This is a genomic window from Testudinibacter sp. TW-1, assembly GCF_050613185.1.
GTDB lineage: Bacteria > Pseudomonadota > Gammaproteobacteria > Enterobacterales > Pasteurellaceae > Chelonobacter.
In genome coordinates this window covers 2,646,020-2,663,021 of sequence record NZ_CP192511.1, presented here as the reverse complement: position 1 = coordinate 2,663,021, position 17,002 = coordinate 2,646,020, and the positions used below count along the sequence as shown (strand labels likewise).

Here is a 17,002-nt window from a genome sequence, read left to right as displayed (position 1 = left end):
CTATGGCAGACCCGATTAAGCGTTAATGCACGGCTTTCTCGCTGCTGCTTAACATCTGGCATTCCCAGCCGTTATATTCGCCGTCGTATTCTGCCGCTTGTCGTTCAAACTCCTCCACTAAACTGAAAATAGACTCATCATCCAAGCTGGCCTCTTGTTCCAAGTTGACCAGATAAACGCTTTCTCCGTCATATTGCACCGGCGTTTCGGTGTATTTAATATCAAAAGAAAGTTGTTGGGAGAAATAATCAATAAATTCCTCCATCATCTCTTCACGTTCAAACTGGAATTTATGTGTGATTTGACGCGGTTTTGACAGATCTTCGCCTTCTTGCTGCAACAAGGTCAGGGTATCGGCTGTGGCATTCAACTTCATTTCCAGCGGAGAAGGCAGCAGGAAATCGTAATATAAATCACAATTCGGATCAGCCTGACTGATCGGAACAATCCCGTTACTGCGAATGAAATCCAGTTGTTGCAGTGACCGAGTGAATGCCTCGGTATCTTTAGTGTAAAAATACAGGGTGATTTGACCATCGGCAACAATATAACCGGCAAACAAACTGTCATTCAGCGCCATTAGCGGCAGTAAGGTTTGTGAAAATTGATCCAAATAGTGCTGTGCCGTAGTAATGCTTTGATCGCTGCCCAACGATAAAGGAAGGGAAAAATGTACGACATACGAATGTGCATTTTCGTCCAGTTGTTCGGCGATTGCCAAATTCACCGTAATAACCGCCTCTTTGTCTTTCAGGGCGGTACGGTAGGTTTGCCAATTGTTTTTTGCTACCATAATTCCGCCTTATTTAAATGAAGCCCACACCGGCGCATGATCCGACGGTTTCTCCATCGCTCTGATCTCCAAATCAATTCCGGTTTCGATACAACGCTGTGCAAGTGCGGTATTTGCCAGAATCAAATCAATGCGCAAGCCACGGTTGTCGTCAAATCCTTTGGAACGATAATCAAACCAAGAGAAACGATCGTCGGCGCTCGGGTTTAAATGGCGGAACGTATCAACCACGCCGAAATCCAATAAGCGTTGCAACCATTCTCTCTCTTCCGGCAGAAACGAGCATTTGCCGGTGCGCAGCCAACGTTTGCGATTCTCTTCGCCGATACCAATGTCTAAGTCCGTCGGGCTGATGTTCATATCGCCCATAATGATGACCTGATTTTCGGCAGGCAAGTGGCTTTCCAAATAGGTTTGCAAATCGGCATAAAATTTTTCTTTTGCCGGAAATTTGGTTTCATGGCTGCGGCTTTCGCCTTGCGGAAAATAGCCGTTGATCACTGTTACCGTGCCATTCTCCATTGCCAGATCCGCCATAATAATCCGCTTTTGCGCGTCCGGGGTATCGTCGGGAAAGCCGCGCCGCACCGCTAACGGTTGCTGTTTGCACAGCAATGCAACGCCGTAATGGCCTTTCTGCCCATGGTGAAACACATGATAGCCTAAATTTTCCACCAAATGATAAGGAAAATCTTCATCCGCAACCTTGATTTCCTGCAGTCCGATCACATCGGGCTGATGTTTGGCGACAATCGCTTCCAATTGCAGCGGTCTTGCTCTGAGTCCGTTAATATTAAATGATACAAATTTCATGATTAGCCTGTTTATTTTTCTTTATTCTCCGAAAGACGGATTTTAGCAGAGTTTGCGAAATCTGTCTGTGCGGCCCCTCTGTTTTTTATTGGGTAAATTTTTATTTAATCCTTTCTCTATTTTTGTTAAAATAACGCCAATTTTTTTCTATTAAAAGGTTAAAAGATGTTCAATAACAATGGAATGTCCAAAGTATTACGCTTGTCGATTATCGGTGGACTGCTTTGCGCGACTTCCGCAGTGGCGGAACAGAGTGCGGCATCGGATGAAGCCCAAGCCCAAGCGCAGCAAATCATAGCGCCTGTTAATAATGAGGTGCAACAAGCGGCTGCTCAGGTGCAGCAAGTCGGGGAAGAAGCGCTGCAAGCGGTTGATGTCGCAATACAGCAAGAGGCCGAAAACAGCCAAAGTGCGGTAGAAATAGCCGCGGCATTAGCGGCAAAACAAGCGGCACAGGAAAAACTACAGCAGTTGTTGAACGGAACTGAAGTCCAATTTGAATCCGCACTTGCCGATTTGTATGCGGATCACCAATTTGCGCCGATTTGGACGGATAAAGCGGCGGAAAAATCATTTTTACAACAGTATGTGGTGTGGGTGCTAAGCGGGGTTTCCCACACGGCAGCCGATACCTTAGCGGAAATCAGCCGTAGCGATGATGGCATGGTGCGCGATATTTTGTTGAGTGACGCTTTCCTGAACTATTTGTATTATCAAGAAAATTTGAAAAGATCCTCAGCCAAATGGCTGTATGGCAACAGTGGTTATAAAGCAACTTTGCCAAGCGAAAGCAAAATTGCCGCTTGGAAACAAGCGATCGGCGACGGGCAAACGGCGGCATTCGTACAAAAATTGGCGTCAAATAACAAGCGTTATAAGCAAACCGTTGAAACAGTCTTGCGCTCTTTGCCTGACAGTATCGCCAGTTCGGTCAGTGTGAGCGAAACGTTAAAGCCGGGCATGCAATCAGCGGATGTAAAAAATTTGGCGACCATTTTGAAAGGCAAAGGCTTTTTACCTGCAACACATAACGGCAGTATTTATGATGATGAATTGTTGGCGGCGGTGAAACAATTTCAAGCCCAAAACGGTTTAACGGCCGACGGCATTGTCGGTGCCGGTACGCGCAATCTGTTAAATCAAAATTTAACCAGTAATCTGTATAAATTATCGATTAACGCGCAGCGTTTAAGCGTATTGCCAAACGAAACCAACGGCATTTTCGTCAATATCCCGACCTATAAGCTGCATTATTATCGTGACGGCAAATTGGTGTTGGATTCTAAAGTGATTGTCGGTAAAAAAGACCGCCCGACGCCGGTGATGTCAAGCCGTTTGAGTAACGTGGTGGTCAATCCGCCATGGAACGCGCCGGTGCGCAATATTAACCAAGACATTATCCCGAAAGTGCGCCAAGATCCGAGCTATATCTACCGCAAGGGCTACACCATTATTGATGGCAAAGGACGTACGATCGATCCTTACACCATTGACTGGGAAAATATGACGGCGAAAAACTTTCCGTACCGATTGCGTCAAGCCCCGGGTGGCGACAGTGCCTTAGGTAACTACAAATTCAATATGCCGAGTAGCGACGCGATTTATTTGCACGATACCCCGTCCAGAGGCTTATTCGGGCGTAATGATCGTGCCTTAAGCTCAGGTTGTGTGCGGGTGCATAAATCGGATGAACTGGCGACTTTATTGTTGCAGGAAAACGGCTGGAGCAACGAACGTCAACGGCAGGTGCTTGCCAGCAAAAAAAACACATCGGCTAATCTGAGCAAGCGCGATGATGTCTATTTGTATTATGTGACCGCATGGGTCGATAACGGCAAAGTGCAAACCGCGCCGGATATTTATGGTCATGATCGCAAATTGGCAAAAACCAATGTGAATTGGAGAAATGTGAAGCAATTACTGAATTAAAACACCAAAATTGCAGCATATATCGCAAAATTATAAAAAAGCTATTGATTAATAGCTTTTTTTATGTTTTTCTAGGCAAAATTTGCTAGAAAATGAACTTGTTTGGTTTTTTAGCGTCGAATAAACACATTTAATCCACTATTTTATTACTCATTCAAAGACTATGACCGAAATCAATAACTCGCGCCGTAAGTGGTTAGCCTTGGGCGGCATTGTACTGGGCGGCACACTGTTGCCGACCGAGTTGCTGGCAGCCGTTTCCACCCCTAAGCCAAGGGTGATGACTTTTAGAAATATCAATACCGGAGAACGACTTACTTCAGCCTTAACAAACGGCAAAATCAGCAACACCACCGATTTAAAAAAATTGAATCATCTGCTCAGAGATCGCCGCAGTCAAAAAGTCCACCGTATTGATCCCCGACTGTTCAGTAAACTGTACCAAATTCAAGGTAATTTAGGTTTGCGTAATACCGAAATCCAAATCATCTGCGGTTATCGTGCGCCGGCGACTAATGCCGCCATGAGCGCGCGCAGCCGCGGGGTGGCAAAAAACAGCTACCATATGCGGGGGGAAGCGATTGACTTCCGTATCGACGGCGTATCTTTGGCAAATGTGCGCAAAGCGGCGACCCGCCTGAATAATGGCGGAGTCGGTTATTATCCGCGCAGTAATTTTGTGCATATTGATGTTGGCCCGAACCGCACTTGGCGCGGGAGTTGATACAAGTATTCGCATGAACGTCGAAATTATTCCCGTTACAGCCTTTCAGCAAAACTGTTCGATTATTTGGGACGAACAGAAAAATGCCGCGATTATCGATCCGGGTGGCGAAGCCGATAAGTTGATTCGTTTTATCGAAGAAAACGCGCTTCGGCTGCAAAAAATTCTGTTGACCCACGGGCATTTGGATCATGTCGGTGCGGCGGCAAAATTAAAGCAACATTTTCAAGTTGAAATTGTCGGACCGCACTTTGACGATACCTTTTTATTTGATTCTTTGCCTGAGCAATCACGCCGTTTCGGTTTATTCGAAGTCGATGTGTTTTATCCCGATCACTGGTTAAATCAAGCCGGGCAGATTGTGACGGTCGGCGATCTGCAATTTGAAGTGCTGCATTTGCCGGGGCACACCCCGGGGCATATCGGTTTTATCGAACATCAGAAGAATATTGGATTTACCGGCGATGTGTTGTTTAACAACAGTATCGGGCGTACCGATTTTCCGCGCGGTGATCATCAACAGTTATTGACCTCAATCCAAGAAAAATTATTTCCATTAAATGACGAGATGATCATTGTCGCCGGGCATGGTCCGGCAACCAAAATCGGTTTGGAAAAACAGAGTAATCCGTTTTTAACCCGCTAAATTCGTTTCCAAAAAATAAAACTCGCCAAGTGCGAGTTTTATTTTTTGTTATGAATACAATGACGGATCATCTTCATTCGGGCGGGTTTTAAAACGGCGGTGTAACCACATATATTGCTCAACCCCTTTCAAAATCTCTTTTTCCACCAATTTATTCATTAAAACCGCAATTTCGGTTTTATCCGGAACGGCAGGGAAAACAAAAGGTTCGGAAATCGAGACATGATAGCCCGAACCGTCACGTTTTCTCAGCGGGGCAAAAGGGACGATTTTGGCTTGCGGCGAAGATTTCAGTAAGTAGTAGGAACCGGTGGTCGTGGCGGCGTCCGCTACCGCAAAAAAGGGAACGAATACCGCATTTTTGCGTCCGTAATCATGATCCGGCGCATACCAAATCGTATCGCCTTGTTTTAATGCACGAATCATGCCGCGCAGATCCTTACGATCCAGAAGGGCTTTATTTGAGCGCAGCCGCCCGTGGTATTGCAGCCAGTCAAAAGCCGGATTATCGTTAGGGCGATAAACCCCGACACCGGGGTGAGATAAGCCAATCACCCGCGCGCCCAGTTCTAAAGTCAGAAAGTGGATACCGACTAAAATAACGCCATGCTTGTTATCCCGGGTTAAATGCTCAATGCCGCTGATTGAACACCACTTTTTTATTCGCTTGTCCGGCCAAAACCATGCCATGCCGGTTTCGATAATCCCCATGCCGACCGAACGTAAGTTTTGTTCTAAAATCGCTTCGCGCTCTTGTACGGTTTTTTGCGGAAAGCAGAGTTCCAGATTGCGGCGGGCAATTGCCGCGCGCTTTTTTCCAACGCCTAATTTAGAAAATAACCAGCCGAGCGAGGTGCCGATCTGCAATAATAGCGGATAAGGCAGTAATAAGATCAGACGAAAAAGGCCCAAACCGATCCAAAAGAACCAATATTTAGGGTGTAAAAATTCGCGTTTAAACTGTGGGAGCTGCTCTTGTGCCATTCAACCTTTCCTGCGTTTTAATCTCATTGCCATGCGAGTTATCGCCGCTATAGTTTAACGGAAAAACAAATAAATAAACATTTTTATGATAGAATCAGGAAAATTTTCTCAGGAGTAGGTTATGACACAATATTCAACGCAATTCAAACGGGCTAATGTGTTGGTACTGGGCGATGTAATGCTGGATCGCTACTGGTTTGGCGCAACCAATCGCATTTCGCCGGAAGCGCCGGTGCCGGTGGTGCGGGTACAAAATAATGAAGAACGTGCCGGCGGTGCGGCGAACGTGGCGATGAATATCGCCGGTTTAAATGTGCCGGTGAACTTATTGGGCTTTATCGGACAAGATGAAGCCGGTGCGGCATTGGAAAAAATGTTGCGTCGACAAGGGATTGATTGCGATTTCGCCGCGTTGGACACCCATCCGACCATTACTAAATTGCGGATTTTATCCCGTCATCAGCAGCTGTTACGTCTCGATTTTGAGGAAAACTTTCATGATGTGCAAAGTGCGGTTTTAGTGCGGAAATTGCAAAGTACGGTTGCTGATTACGGCGCATTGGTTCTATCGGACTACGGCAAGGGCACATTAAATGATGTACAACAAATGATCCAAATTGCGCGCGCGGCAAAGGTGCCGGTGTTGATTGATCCGAAAGGCACGGATTTCGAGCGTTACCGCGGCGCAACCTTGCTGACGCCGAATTTATCGGAATTTGAAGCGGTGGCGGGGCATTGCGCCGACGATCAGAGTATTGTGGAAAAAGGGTTGAAGTTGATTGCCGATTACGACTTGGCGGCGTTATTGGTGACCCGTTCGGAAAAAGGCATGACTTTATTACGTCCGAATGCCGAACCTTATCATTTACCCACCGAAGCCAAGGAAGTATTTGATGTGACCGGTGCCGGCGACACGGTAATCAGCGTGTTGGCGACCGCGATTGCCGACGGGCGCAGTATGGAAGAGGCGTGTTATCTTGCCAATGTTGCGGCAGGTATTGTGGTCGGGAAATTAGGCACGTCCACAGTCAGCCCCGTCGAGCTGGAAAATGCGATTCATCACCGTGATGAAATCGGCTTCGGGATTATGCACGAAGCGCGTTTGAAAGAGGTGGTTGCCAGTGCCAAAGCGCGCGGCGAGAAAATCGTGATGACCAACGGTTGCTTTGATATCCTGCATCCGGGGCATGTGTCTTATTTGGAAAATGCACGTAAACTGGGGGATCGCTTGATTGTCGCGGTGAATTCCGATGAGTCGGTGAAACGCTTAAAAGGCGAAAGCCGTCCGATTAATCCGCTTGAGGCGAGAATGGCGGTGCTTGCCGGTTTGTCTGCCGTCGATTGGGTGGTGGAATTTCGCGAAGATACGCCGCAGCGTTTAATCGGCGAAATATTGCCGGATTTACTGGTGAAAGGCGGGGATTATAAAGCGGAAGAGATCGCCGGTAGCCAAGAAGTCTGGGCAAACGGCGGCGAAGTGCGGGTGCTGAATTTTGAAAATGGCTACTCAACCAGCAGTGTAGTGGAAAAAATTCGGCAACTGGGCTAAGGATTCACCGCTCAAAGACATTCAATCGGTGGGGGAAACCCCACCTTATTTTTTGGCATTAATCAATTCCGCCAACAATTCAATATGTTGGTCAGAATCATTCAATGCCGGAATATAACGGTAGGATTTGCCGCCGTTTTCTAAAAAAAGCTCGCGGTTTTCCTCGGCGATTTCTTCGAGGGTTTCTAAGCAATCCACCGCAAAACCGGGGCAGACCACGGCAACATTTTTTTGTGCTTGTGCCAGTTGCTGCACGGTTTCATCGGTGTAAGGCTGTAGCCACGGCTCTTTGCCGAAACGCGATTGAAAGCTCAGTTGCCATTGGTTTTCGTTTAAACCTAATGCTTGCGCCACCAAAAGTGCGGTTTGGCGGCAATGCTCGGCGTAATAATCGCCTTCGTCTTGATAGCGTTGCGGAATGCCGTGAAAGGAAAACAGCAGCACTTCATCGGCTTGCAAGGTCGGGCGAATACTGTCGGCAAGGGCGCTGATGTATTTCGGGTGATCGTGATAATGCTGGATAAATTCGATTTGCGGTATAAAGCGGTGTGCTTTCAGCGCGTGGGCAAAGGCATCAAACACGCTGGCGGTGGTGGTGGAACTGTATTGCGGATAAAGCGGCAACACGATAATTTTTGCCACTTGCCGGGCAATCAGTTTGTCAACCGCACTTTGCATTGACGGCTCGCCGTAGGTCATCGCCGGCTCAATTGCGATCTCGGTATTTTGTGCGGCAAAATGCTGTTGCAGTTTCGCCACTTGGCGTTGCCCGATTGCCAACAGCGGCGAGCCTTGTTCCGTCCAAATACTTTGGTATAACTTAGCGACACGCGGTGAGCGTTTCGGCAAAATCAAGCAATTCAAGATAAACGACCACTGTAAACGCGGCAGATCGATCACGCGCGGGTCAGACAGAAATTGTTTCAGGTAGCGCTTGACCGCACCGGTGGTGGGGGCGCTAGGTGTGCCGAGATTGACTAGCAGAACACCGATTTTCTTATTCGTTATTTTTTGCTTCATTATTTTCCTTGTTTATTCACCACGGCTAAGGTCAAGCGCGCCGTGCAACAGAGCTGTAATTGTTCGTCATACAGATTAATCAACCACACTTGCGTGCTTTTGCCTAAACGGGCCGGGGTGGCGCGCGCGGTGACGGTTGTGCCTTTTTTAACCGGACGCAAATGGCTGGCGTTGATTTCGGTGCCGACCACAAAATGTTCATCGCTGACACAACAAAATCCGGCAAGTGAGCCGACGGTTTCGGCAAGGGTGGCGGAAATGCCGCCGTGTAGATAGCCCATCGGCTGACAGCTGCGCTCATCGACCGTCAGTTGTGCTTCCAGCCAATCATCGCCTTTGGCACTAAATTGAATCCCCAAATGGCTGATGGCACTATTGTCGCAAAATTGGTTAAGTTGTTGCAATGTCAGCGGCTTGTTCCAAATCATGTTATTTCCTATTACTTAAATAATGAAAGCAGCGCTTGCACCGGGTGTTTCGGTTGCCACTGTTCCATGCGTTTCACTTGGCTGCGGCAGGAATAGCCGGTTGCCAAGCAGAATTGCGGATCGTATTTCTTCAATTTCTGTTGCCATGACAGATGATAAATCGCTTTCGACATCTCAACGTGCCGGCTTTCATGCCCGAATGTGCCCGCCATGCCGCAACAACCGACCGTTTCGCTCACCAGTTCTTGTCCGAAACGGGCGAAAATGGTTTGCCACTGTTTCGGGCTGTTCGGCAGCGCGGTGGCTTCGGTGCAGTGTGGGAACAGATACCAAGTGCGGTTTTCGTTTGGCGCAACCGCACTTTGCCATTCCGGCGTAGCGACTTGCTGCAACAGCCACTCGTGCGCCGTCAGCACCTGAAAATCCAGTTTTTGCCCCAGCACTTGCGGATACTCTTCGCGATAGGACAGCACAATTGCCGGATCAACCCCGACCAGCGGAATCTCCAATTTTGCCAAGCGGCTTAAAAATGCCGCTTGATGGCGCGCGGTTTTAGCGAAACGGGTTAAAAAACCTTTGATATGTTGCGCTTTGCCGTTCGGTTTGAACGGTAACACAAGCGGTTTGAAGCCCAACTTTTGGCTTAAAACAACGAAATCGGCGACCACTTTGGCGTCATAATAGGAGGTGAACGGATCTTGCACAATCAACAACATCTTGCTTTTCGCTTCCGCCGACAAGGTTTCCAGCTGTTCCAACGAACCGCCTTGATAGCCGATTTCGATTAATTGTTGTTGCAAGGTCGGATTGCTCAAACTCGGCAAATCGACCATGCCGAGGGTTTTTTCCGCCAGATAGCCGCTGATTTTCGCTTGGCTGAAAAAGTTAAAAAAACGTGGGACTTTTGCCATTAACGGCGCGACATATTCCACATTGGAAACCACATAATCTTTCAATGGGCGCAAATAACGGCTGTGATAGAAATGGTTGAATTGTGCGCGAAAGCTCGGTACGTCAATTTTAATCGGGCATTGGCTGGCACAGGCTTTGCAAGCTAAACAGGTGTCCATTGCAGTTTTGACTTCATGGGAAAAATCGTATTCGCCGCGCTGTTTGCGCCAACTGTTACGCACTTTTGCCACTAAATCGCTCAGCTTGATTGCTTGATTTTGGCGGAAATCGAGCTGTTCCGGTGTTACGTGTTGTTCGCTCAGCAAACGCAGCCATTCCCGCACCAATGCCGCGCGCCCTTTCGGGGAAAAAGTGCGGTCTGCGCTGACTTTCATCGAAGGGCACATGGTGCTGTGTACATCAAAATTAAAACATAAGCCGTTGCCGTTACAATTCATCGCACCGGCGTAGTCTTCGCGCAATGTCACCGGAATTTGGCGGTCAAAATCGGCACGCATTGGCGAGGTGATCGGATACAGTGCCGCCTCGGTTTCCAACGGCGTACAAATTTTGCCCGGATTGAGGCGGTTTTGCGGATCAAACAGTTGCTTGATATAGCGCAGTTCCTGCCACAGGGTGGCGCCGAAAAAACGTTCGCCGTAAGCGGAGCGCATGCCTTTGCCGTGTTCGCCCCAAATTAAACCGCCGTATTTGGCGGTCAGTTCCACCACTTGATCGGAAATGGTTTTGAACAGCTTGACTTGCTCTATATCGCACAGATCCAATGCCGGACGAACGTGCAACACACCGGCATCAACGTGTCCGAACATACCGTAGTCTAAACCGTGTTGATCAAGCAACGTGCGGAATTCAGCAATATAATCCGCCAAATGTTCAGGGGGCACGCAGGTGTCTTCCACAAACGGAATCGGTTTTGCCGCACCTTTGGCGTTGCCGAGCAAACCGACCGATTTTTTGCGCATCGCATAAATTTTCAAAATGGACGGCAGATCATGACAAATTTGATAGCCGATAATACCGTCTTGTTGTTTGGCGATACGTTCGTCCAACAGCTTGCAAAGTGCGGTCACACGCTGTTCTAATGCCCGCTGTTGCTGACCGGCAAACTCGACCAGATTTAAACCTAAAATCGGATTGGCTTGGTCTTCCGTCAGCAAATCGCTGACCGAATGCCAAACGATGTCTTGCTTGGCGAGATTTAACACTTTCGAATCGACGGTTTCCACCGACAACGCATTGGCTTGCAACATCAGCGGCGCATTGCGTAGTGCCGCATCGAACGAATTATACTTAATATTAATCAAAGTGCGGTATTTGGGAATCGGCAACAAATTCAGCGTTGCCTCACAAATAAAAGCAAGCGAGCCCTCCGAACCGGTGAGAATACGCGTTAAATTAAAACGGCTTAAATCGGCATTAAATACATTTTTCAGATCGTAGCCGGTCAGAAAACGGTTGAGCTGCGGCAATTCGGATAAAATCGTGCTGCGGTTTTGTTTGCAGCGCTGGTAAACCTGTTGATGTAAATGCAATGCGGTTGGTGATAACCGCACTTTGCCTTGTTCCAGATCGGCGCTGTCGAGGCTGTCGGTTTGCAGAATTTCACCGTTAATCAGCACGGATTTTAAGCCGAGCACATGATCGGAGGTTTTGCCGTATTGCAGCGAACCTTGCCCGGACGCGTCGGTGCTAATCATGCCGCCGAGAGTGGCGCGGTTGCTGGTGGAAAGCTCCGGCGAGAAAAACAGCCCGAACGGTTTGAGAGAATCATTCAGTTGATCTTTGACCACCCCGGCTTGCACCCGCACCCAGCGTTCTTCCGCATTGATTTCCAAAATTTGATTCATATGGCGTGATAGATCGACAATGATATTGTTGTTTAATGCCTGCCCGTTGGTGCCAGTGCCGCCGCCGCGTGGGGTGAAGGTAAGCGAGAGAAAGGCTTCACGTTGCGCCAATTTGGTTAAACGCACCACATCCGCGATGTTTTTCGGAAACAGAATTGCCTGCGGCAATTGCTGATAGACACTGTTATCCGTTGCCAAACTCAGGCGTGCGGCATAAGAGGATTCAATATCGCCTTCAAAATGTTGTTGTTTGAGCGCATTTAAATAGTCAAGTGCGGTCGGGTTTAATTGAGGGAGTGAGTCTAAACGGGGTAACATGATAAAAAATAATCCGGAATTTTTTTAGTGGCTGTAAATTATATTATAGTCTAGCATAGTTACGTTTTAGAAAAGGGCAAAAATAGCGCAAAAAACAGAAAAATTTATTAATCATTTTGCCGTATATGCCATGATTTTAACGCAATAATTGTTTGTTTTTCGATGGGTTTGATTAAAAATTGAACTAAAATGGCTTTTATTATGCTAATTTGGTTGATTTTAACGCAATTGGCTATAATAATAGACACATACTCAGAGACTATTTGAGTATGGCAACAGTCAAGATATGATTTGACTGTTCGGATTTGCCGATTACTTTAACTAATATATCAATCGGTCAAAACTCAACTAAATGAAGAGGAATTTAAAATGAAAAAAACTGCAATTGCATTAGCTATCGCGGGTTTCGCAGTCGCTTCCGTAGCGCAAGCGGCACCGCAAGCGAACACGTTTTATACCGGTGCTAAAGCGGGTTGGGCTTCTTTCCATGATGGTTTGACTCAATTCGAAAAATTGGATGGCCGCAATACTGGATATCAACGTAACTTCGTTACTTACGGTGTGTTCGGTGGTTACCAAATCAATGATTACCTGGCGGTTGAACTGGGTTATGACGATTTTGGTCGTGCTAAATTGAAATACAAAGGTGACACGACTGCTAAGCACACTGCACATGGTACACACTTAACATTAAAAGCGAGCTACCCGGTATTGGCTGACTTGGATGTGTATGCACGTGTAGGTACAGCATTAGTGCGTTCTGACTACAAAACTTACGGTGATACTATCACTTTCCCAGGTCGTCGTGGTCATGATTTACGTACTTCAGCAGTATTCGCCGGTGGTTTAGAGTACGCGATTATCCCATCTTTGGCATTGCGCGTAGAATACCAATGGCTGAACAATGTGGGTAAAAAATCTAACTCTTTAAGCAATGACTACCGTCCGGATATCGGTTCTGTCACTGCGGGTTTAAGCTACCGTTTCGGTCAAGGCGTTGCCGCAGCGCCTGAAATCATCATCAAAAAATTCGCATTCAGCTCAGATGTGTTATTTGATTTCAACAAATCAAACCTGAAATCCGGTGCAGAGCAAGCATTAGATGATATGACTGCGGATGTTGCGCAATCAGGTTTAGCAAGCCCTAACTACAATGTAGCGGGTTATACAGACCGTATCGGTTCTGACGCTTACAACCAAAAATTGTCTGAAAAACGTGCTGAAACTGTAGCGAACTACTTGGTTTCTAAAGGCGTTGATCAAGCGAACGTAACCGCTGTCGGTTACGGTAAAGCAAATCCTGTGACCGGTTCTAATTGTGATGCAGTCAGCGGCCGTAAAGCGTTGATCGCTTGTTTGGCTCCGGATCGTCGCGTAGAAGTTGCGGTACAAGGTGCTAAATCTGTCGAAATGTAATTCATTTAAATTGATTACATTATCCATATCAAGCTCGGCTATGCCGGGCTTTTTTGTATAAAAATCATCCGTTTGTAATTGAAAATATGTAAACAAGTATAGTGTGCGCACAAAAAATAAGCATATTTTGACATCAATACTTGATTTTTTGTGTAAGCGCTAGGATAATTTAACAATACTCAAATGACCTAATCGGTCAATTATTTATCATAATGAGTATAGGATGATTTGACCAATGTCGGTACAAATCAAAAAATCTCAATATAGATTGGACCATGAAGTACACTCGAATTGAAGTGATGGCAGCCTTCCATTTTATGCTAGGCTATCTATATTAATAAGATGAAAATAGAGGATCATCAAAATGAAAAAAACTGCAATTGCATTAGTCATCTCTGGTTTGGCATTAGCATCTGTAGCACAAGCAGCACCACAAGCGAACACGTTCTATGCCGGCGCTAAAGCGGGTTGGGCTTCTTTCCATGACGGTTTGAGCCAATGGAATAAAGAAGCTGCTAATCGCGGTTTCAATCGCAACTCTGTTACTTACGGTGTGTTTGGTGGTTATCAAATCACTGACAACTTCGCGGTCGAATTAGGCTACGATGATTTTGGTCGTGCTAAATTTAAAGAAAATAACGAGCTTGCTCTGAAACATACCAATCACGGTGCTCATTTAAGCTTAAAAGCAAGCTATCCGGTATTGGCTGATTTAGATGTCTATGCCCGTGTTGGTGCGGCATTAGTGCGTTCTGATTATAAAACTTACGGAGCTGCTGCTGATTTAGGTCGTGAGCATAGCTTAAAAACTTCCGCGGTATTTGCCGGTGGTCTGGAATATGCAATCCTGCCTTCTTTAGCGTTGCGTGTTGAATATCAATGGTTAAACAACGTAGGTAAATTGAAAAATGATGATGGTTCACGTGCAGACTACCGTCCGGATATCGGTTCTGTCACTGCGGGTTTAAGCTACCGTTTCGGTCAAGGCGTTGCCGCTGCTCCTGAAATCATCACTAAAAAATTCGCATTCAGCTCGGATGTATTATTTGATTTCAACAAATCAAACCTGAAATCCGGTGCAGAGCAAGCATTAGATGGTATGACTGCGGATGTTGCGCAATCAGGTTTAGCGAACCCTAACTACAATGTAGCGGGTTACACAGACCGTATCGGTTCTGACGCTTACAACCAAAAATTGTCTGAAAAACGTGCTGAAACTGTAGCGAACTACTTGGTTTCTAAAGGCGTTGATCAAGCGAACGTAACCGCCGTCGGTTACGGTAAAGCAAATCCTGTGACCGGTTCTAACTGTGACGCAGTCAGCGGCCGTAAAGCGTTGATCGCTTGTTTGGCTCCGGATCGTCGCGTAGAAGTTGCGGTACAAGGTGCTAAATCTGTTTCTATGTAATTAGCATTCGGATAAACAGTTCAAAACCCGGCTTAGTCCGGGTTTTTTCATTTCTGATTGTAGAAAAATAATAGCCAGCACGCAAAATCAGTTACAATGACGAAGAATCGGAGATTGAGGACAGAATAATGAAACCCAACAAAAATTTATTACAGCCGGAAGATAATCAAAACCCTTTGTTTGCATTGGTCGTCATGAGTGCAGCCGTTATTATTATTTTGGCAGGTGTCAAAGCGGCGGCGGATATTATTGCCCCTTTATTGTTGGCACTTTTTATCAGTATTATTTGTTCGCCATTGGTAGGCAAAATGATGCACTACAAAGTGCCGCAATGGCTGGCAATTACATTATTACTTTGTTTTATTTTTATGATTTTTAGTGTGTTCGGTACGTTGGTCGGCGCTTCCGTCAATGAGTTTACGGCGTCAATGCCGCAATATAAAGAGTTATTGACGGAGAAAATCGGTTGGCTAACCGCACTTGGCGAGAAATATAATATTCCGCTGTTTTTGCCAAAACAACGTATCGTTGAAAATCTGAATCCGAATACCTTAATGAATTTTATGAGCAATATTCTCGGTCAATTATCCGGTATGTTGAGTAATATTTTCGTTCTGTTTTTGATTGTGGTGTTTATGTTGTTGGAGATTCCGCTGGCAAAACGTAAATTGACGTATTTGGCGAACACCCAAGCCAAGGGTGAACAAATCCAACTGAAAAGCGAGATTTACCGGGTAATTGACAGCGTTATCCGTTATTTGTCGATTAAAACACTTATCAGTATTTTAACCGGGGTATCTATTTTTATTGTATTGAAATTATTGGATATCCAGTATGCAGTGTTGTGGGCAAGCGTTGCATTTTTAATGAATTATATTCCTAACATCGGTTCGATTATTGCCGCGATTCCCGTCATTATCCAAGCATTTCTCTTAAACGGCATTGGCGAAGGCATTGCGGTAATTATTGCTTATTTTGCGGTGAACACCATATTCGGTAACCTTATCGAACCGAGGATTATGGGGAAACATCTCGGGTTATCGACCTTGGTTGTCTTTATCTCATTAATTTTTTGGGGCTGGCTGTTGGGAACGGTGGGAATGTTTCTTTCGGTTCCCCTAACGATGGCGAGTAAAATTGCTTTAGAGGCCAGCCCGGTTACTGAAAAACTGGCGTATTTATTGGGTAACGGTGAGGAATAGCAAAATCATTCATCTTTCTTATTATGAATTTTATTCATGATAAATGTGAAAATAACAAGTTTGACTATAACGGCAATACTGATTAATTTAGACGTCTAAACATCCAAATTAAGACGAGGTCAGTATGAGTTACGCAAGAGAGATTGATGCCCTGAATCAAAGTGTGGCGGATTTGAACGGGAAGTTGAATGTTTCGTTTGAATTTTTCCCACCGAAAAATGAAAAAATAGAAACGCTGCTGTGGGAATCGATCGATCGGTTGAAAGTGTTAAAACCAAAATTTGTATCGGTTACTTACGGTGCTAACTCAGGGGAGCGTGAACGCACCCATAGTATCGTAAAGGCGATTAAGCAACAAACCGGTTTAGAAGCGGCACCGCACTTGACGGGGATTGATGCGACGGCGGACGAATTAAAAGTGATTGCCCAAGATTATTGGGATAGCGGTATTCGCCATATTGTGGCACTGCGCGGTGATGAACCCAAAGGGTATGCCAAGAAACCGTTTTACGCTTCTGATTTGGTCGAGTTGTTGCGCGGCGTTGCGGACTTTGATATTTCTGTTGCCGCTTATCCGGAAGTTCATCCGGAAGCAAAATCGGCGCAAGCGGATCTGCTACATCTTAAGCGTAAAATTGATGCCGGAGCGAGCCGGGCGATTACCCAATTTTTCTTTGATATCGACAGCTATCTGCGCTTTCGTGACCGTTGCGCTACGATTGGCATTGATGTGGAAATCGTGCCGGGGATTTTGCCGGTGTCCAATTTCAAACAACTGCAAAAAATGGCGACCATCACCAACGTGAAAATTCCCAGTTGGATGACCAAAATGTATGAAGGGTTGGAAAACGATCAGACTAGCCGTAATCTGGTTGCTGCCAGCATTGCGATGGATATGGTGAAAATCTTATCGAAAGAAGGGGTGAAAGATTTCCATTTTTATACCCTAAATCGTTCTGAGTTGACTTATGCGATTTGCCACACGTTAGGGGTGCGACCGGCATAAAGCTGGC

Annotated in this window: 14 protein-coding genes; 8 read left to right on the top strand and 6 right to left on the bottom strand. The window is 46.1% G+C overall.

The genetic code is table 11. The features are described from left to right. Nucleotides 1-22 precede the first annotated feature (22 nt). Together ACQ31U_RS12780 and xthA are read right to left on the bottom strand one after the other, a co-directional pair. On the bottom strand, nt 23-793 hold the full coding sequence (locus tag ACQ31U_RS12780) for a TIGR01619 family protein (RefSeq protein ID WP_431052662.1): 771 nt from the start codon (nt 791-793) through the stop codon (nt 23-25). A gap of 9 nt (nt 794-802) precedes the next feature. Continuing rightward, the gene (gene xthA / locus ACQ31U_RS12775) at nt 803-1,606 is read right to left on the bottom strand and encodes an exodeoxyribonuclease III (protein WP_431052660.1); all 804 of its coding nucleotides are present in this window, start codon (nt 1,604-1,606) and stop codon (nt 803-805) included. Nucleotides 1,607-1,771: 165 nt separating this feature from the next. Here xthA and ACQ31U_RS12770 point away from each other — a divergent pair, with 165 nt between their 5' ends. The 3 genes from ACQ31U_RS12770 (at nt 1,772) to ACQ31U_RS12760 (ending at nt 4,905) form a co-directional block, all read left to right on the top strand. Further along, on the top strand, nt 1,772-3,535 hold the full coding sequence (locus ACQ31U_RS12770; RefSeq protein WP_431052658.1) for a L,D-transpeptidase family protein: 1,764 nt from the start codon (nt 1,772-1,774) through the stop codon (nt 3,533-3,535). A gap of 163 nt (nt 3,536-3,698) precedes the next feature. Further along, nucleotides 3,699-4,259, top strand: coding sequence for a DUF882 domain-containing protein (locus ACQ31U_RS12765; protein WP_431052656.1), 561 nt, complete (start codon nt 3,699-3,701; stop codon nt 4,257-4,259). 13 nt (nt 4,260-4,272) lie between these two features. After that, on the top strand, nt 4,273-4,905 hold the full coding sequence (locus ACQ31U_RS12760) for an MBL fold metallo-hydrolase (protein ID WP_431052654.1): 633 nt from the start codon (nt 4,273-4,275) through the stop codon (nt 4,903-4,905). Between the two features lie 48 nt (nt 4,906-4,953). Here ACQ31U_RS12760 and lpxL read toward each other — a convergent pair whose 3' ends face one another. After that, complete coding sequence (gene lpxL / locus ACQ31U_RS12755; RefSeq protein ID WP_431052652.1) at nt 4,954-5,889, bottom strand: LpxL/LpxP family Kdo(2)-lipid IV(A) lauroyl/palmitoleoyl acyltransferase; 936 nt, start codon at nt 5,887-5,889, stop codon at nt 4,954-4,956. A 121-nt stretch (nt 5,890-6,010) separates the two neighbouring features. On the opposite strand from lpxL, the gene hldE reads away from it, so the two are divergent. Then, nucleotides 6,011-7,438 (top strand): bifunctional D-glycero-beta-D-manno-heptose-7-phosphate kinase/D-glycero-beta-D-manno-heptose 1-phosphate adenylyltransferase HldE, encoded by a 1,428-nt coding sequence (hldE, locus tag ACQ31U_RS12750; protein ID WP_431052650.1) that lies wholly within the window; start codon nt 6,011-6,013, stop codon nt 7,436-7,438. A gap of 45 nt (nt 7,439-7,483) precedes the next feature. Here hldE and hemH read toward each other — a convergent pair whose 3' ends face one another. The 3 genes from hemH to ydiJ are packed head-to-tail and all read right to left on the bottom strand — an operon-like array spanning nt 7,484 to nt 11,963. After that, nucleotides 7,484-8,446 (bottom strand): ferrochelatase, encoded by a 963-nt coding sequence (gene hemH / locus ACQ31U_RS12745; RefSeq protein WP_431054350.1) that lies wholly within the window; start codon nt 8,444-8,446, stop codon nt 7,484-7,486. A gap of 11 nt (nt 8,447-8,457) precedes the next feature. Continuing rightward, entirely contained in the window at nt 8,458-8,886 is a 429-nt protein-coding gene (locus ACQ31U_RS12740; RefSeq protein WP_431052648.1) for a hotdog fold thioesterase, read from the bottom strand. Between the two features lie 11 nt (nt 8,887-8,897). Continuing rightward, a complete protein-coding gene (gene ydiJ, locus ACQ31U_RS12735) occupies nt 8,898-11,963 on the bottom strand; it encodes a D-2-hydroxyglutarate dehydrogenase YdiJ (protein WP_431052646.1) in 3,066 nt (1,021 codons plus the stop codon). A 369-nt stretch (nt 11,964-12,332) separates the two neighbouring features. On the opposite strand from ydiJ, the gene ompA (ACQ31U_RS12730) reads away from it, so the two are divergent. The 4 genes from ompA (ACQ31U_RS12730) (at nt 12,333) to metF (ending at nt 16,995) form a co-directional block, all read left to right on the top strand. Then, a complete protein-coding gene (ompA, locus tag ACQ31U_RS12730; RefSeq protein WP_431052644.1) occupies nt 12,333-13,379 on the top strand; it encodes a porin OmpA in 1,047 nt (348 codons plus the stop codon). A gap of 364 nt (nt 13,380-13,743) precedes the next feature. Continuing rightward, nucleotides 13,744-14,787: a porin OmpA gene (gene ompA / locus ACQ31U_RS12725; protein WP_431052642.1), complete on the top strand. Its 1,044-nt coding sequence runs from the start codon at nt 13,744-13,746 to the stop codon at nt 14,785-14,787. A 194-nt stretch (nt 14,788-14,981) separates the two neighbouring features. Next, nucleotides 14,982-15,989 (top strand): AI-2E family transporter, encoded by a 1,008-nt coding sequence (locus tag ACQ31U_RS12720; protein WP_431054349.1) that lies wholly within the window; start codon nt 14,982-14,984, stop codon nt 15,987-15,989. A gap of 124 nt (nt 15,990-16,113) precedes the next feature. Next, nucleotides 16,114-16,995, top strand: a complete 882-nt coding sequence (metF, locus tag ACQ31U_RS12715) for a methylenetetrahydrofolate reductase (protein ID WP_431052640.1) — start codon at nt 16,114-16,116, stop codon at nt 16,993-16,995. The last annotated feature ends 7 nt before the right edge of the window (nt 16,996-17,002 follow it).

Coding starts and splice junctions, on each gene's coding strand:
- hldE (WP_431052650.1), top strand. CDS start 6,011: ATGACACAATATTCAACGCAATTCAAACGGGCTAATGTGTTGGTACTG.
- ACQ31U_RS12780 (WP_431052662.1), bottom strand. CDS start 793: ATGGTAGCAAAAAACAATTGGCAAACCTACCGTACCGCCCTGAAAGAC.
- ACQ31U_RS12765 (WP_431052656.1), top strand. CDS start 3,699: ATGACCGAAATCAATAACTCGCGCCGTAAGTGGTTAGCCTTGGGCGGC.
- ACQ31U_RS12740 (WP_431052648.1), bottom strand. CDS start 8,886: ATGATTTGGAACAAGCCGCTGACATTGCAACAACTTAACCAATTTTGC.
- metF (WP_431052640.1), top strand. CDS start 16,114: ATGAGTTACGCAAGAGAGATTGATGCCCTGAATCAAAGTGTGGCGGAT.
- ACQ31U_RS12770 (WP_431052658.1), top strand. CDS start 1,772: ATGTTCAATAACAATGGAATGTCCAAAGTATTACGCTTGTCGATTATC.
- xthA (WP_431052660.1), bottom strand. CDS start 1,606: ATGAAATTTGTATCATTTAATATTAACGGACTCAGAGCAAGACCGCTG.
- ACQ31U_RS12720 (WP_431054349.1), top strand. CDS start 14,982: ATGAGTGCAGCCGTTATTATTATTTTGGCAGGTGTCAAAGCGGCGGCG.
- ydiJ (WP_431052646.1), bottom strand. CDS start 11,963: ATGTTACCCCGTTTAGACTCACTCCCTCAATTAAACCCGACCGCACTT.
- lpxL (WP_431052652.1), bottom strand. CDS start 5,889: ATGGCACAAGAGCAGCTCCCACAGTTTAAACGCGAATTTTTACACCCT.
- ACQ31U_RS12760 (WP_431052654.1), top strand. CDS start 4,273: ATGAACGTCGAAATTATTCCCGTTACAGCCTTTCAGCAAAACTGTTCG.
- ompA (WP_431052644.1), top strand. CDS start 12,333: ATGAAAAAAACTGCAATTGCATTAGCTATCGCGGGTTTCGCAGTCGCT.
- ompA (WP_431052642.1), top strand. CDS start 13,744: ATGAAAAAAACTGCAATTGCATTAGTCATCTCTGGTTTGGCATTAGCA.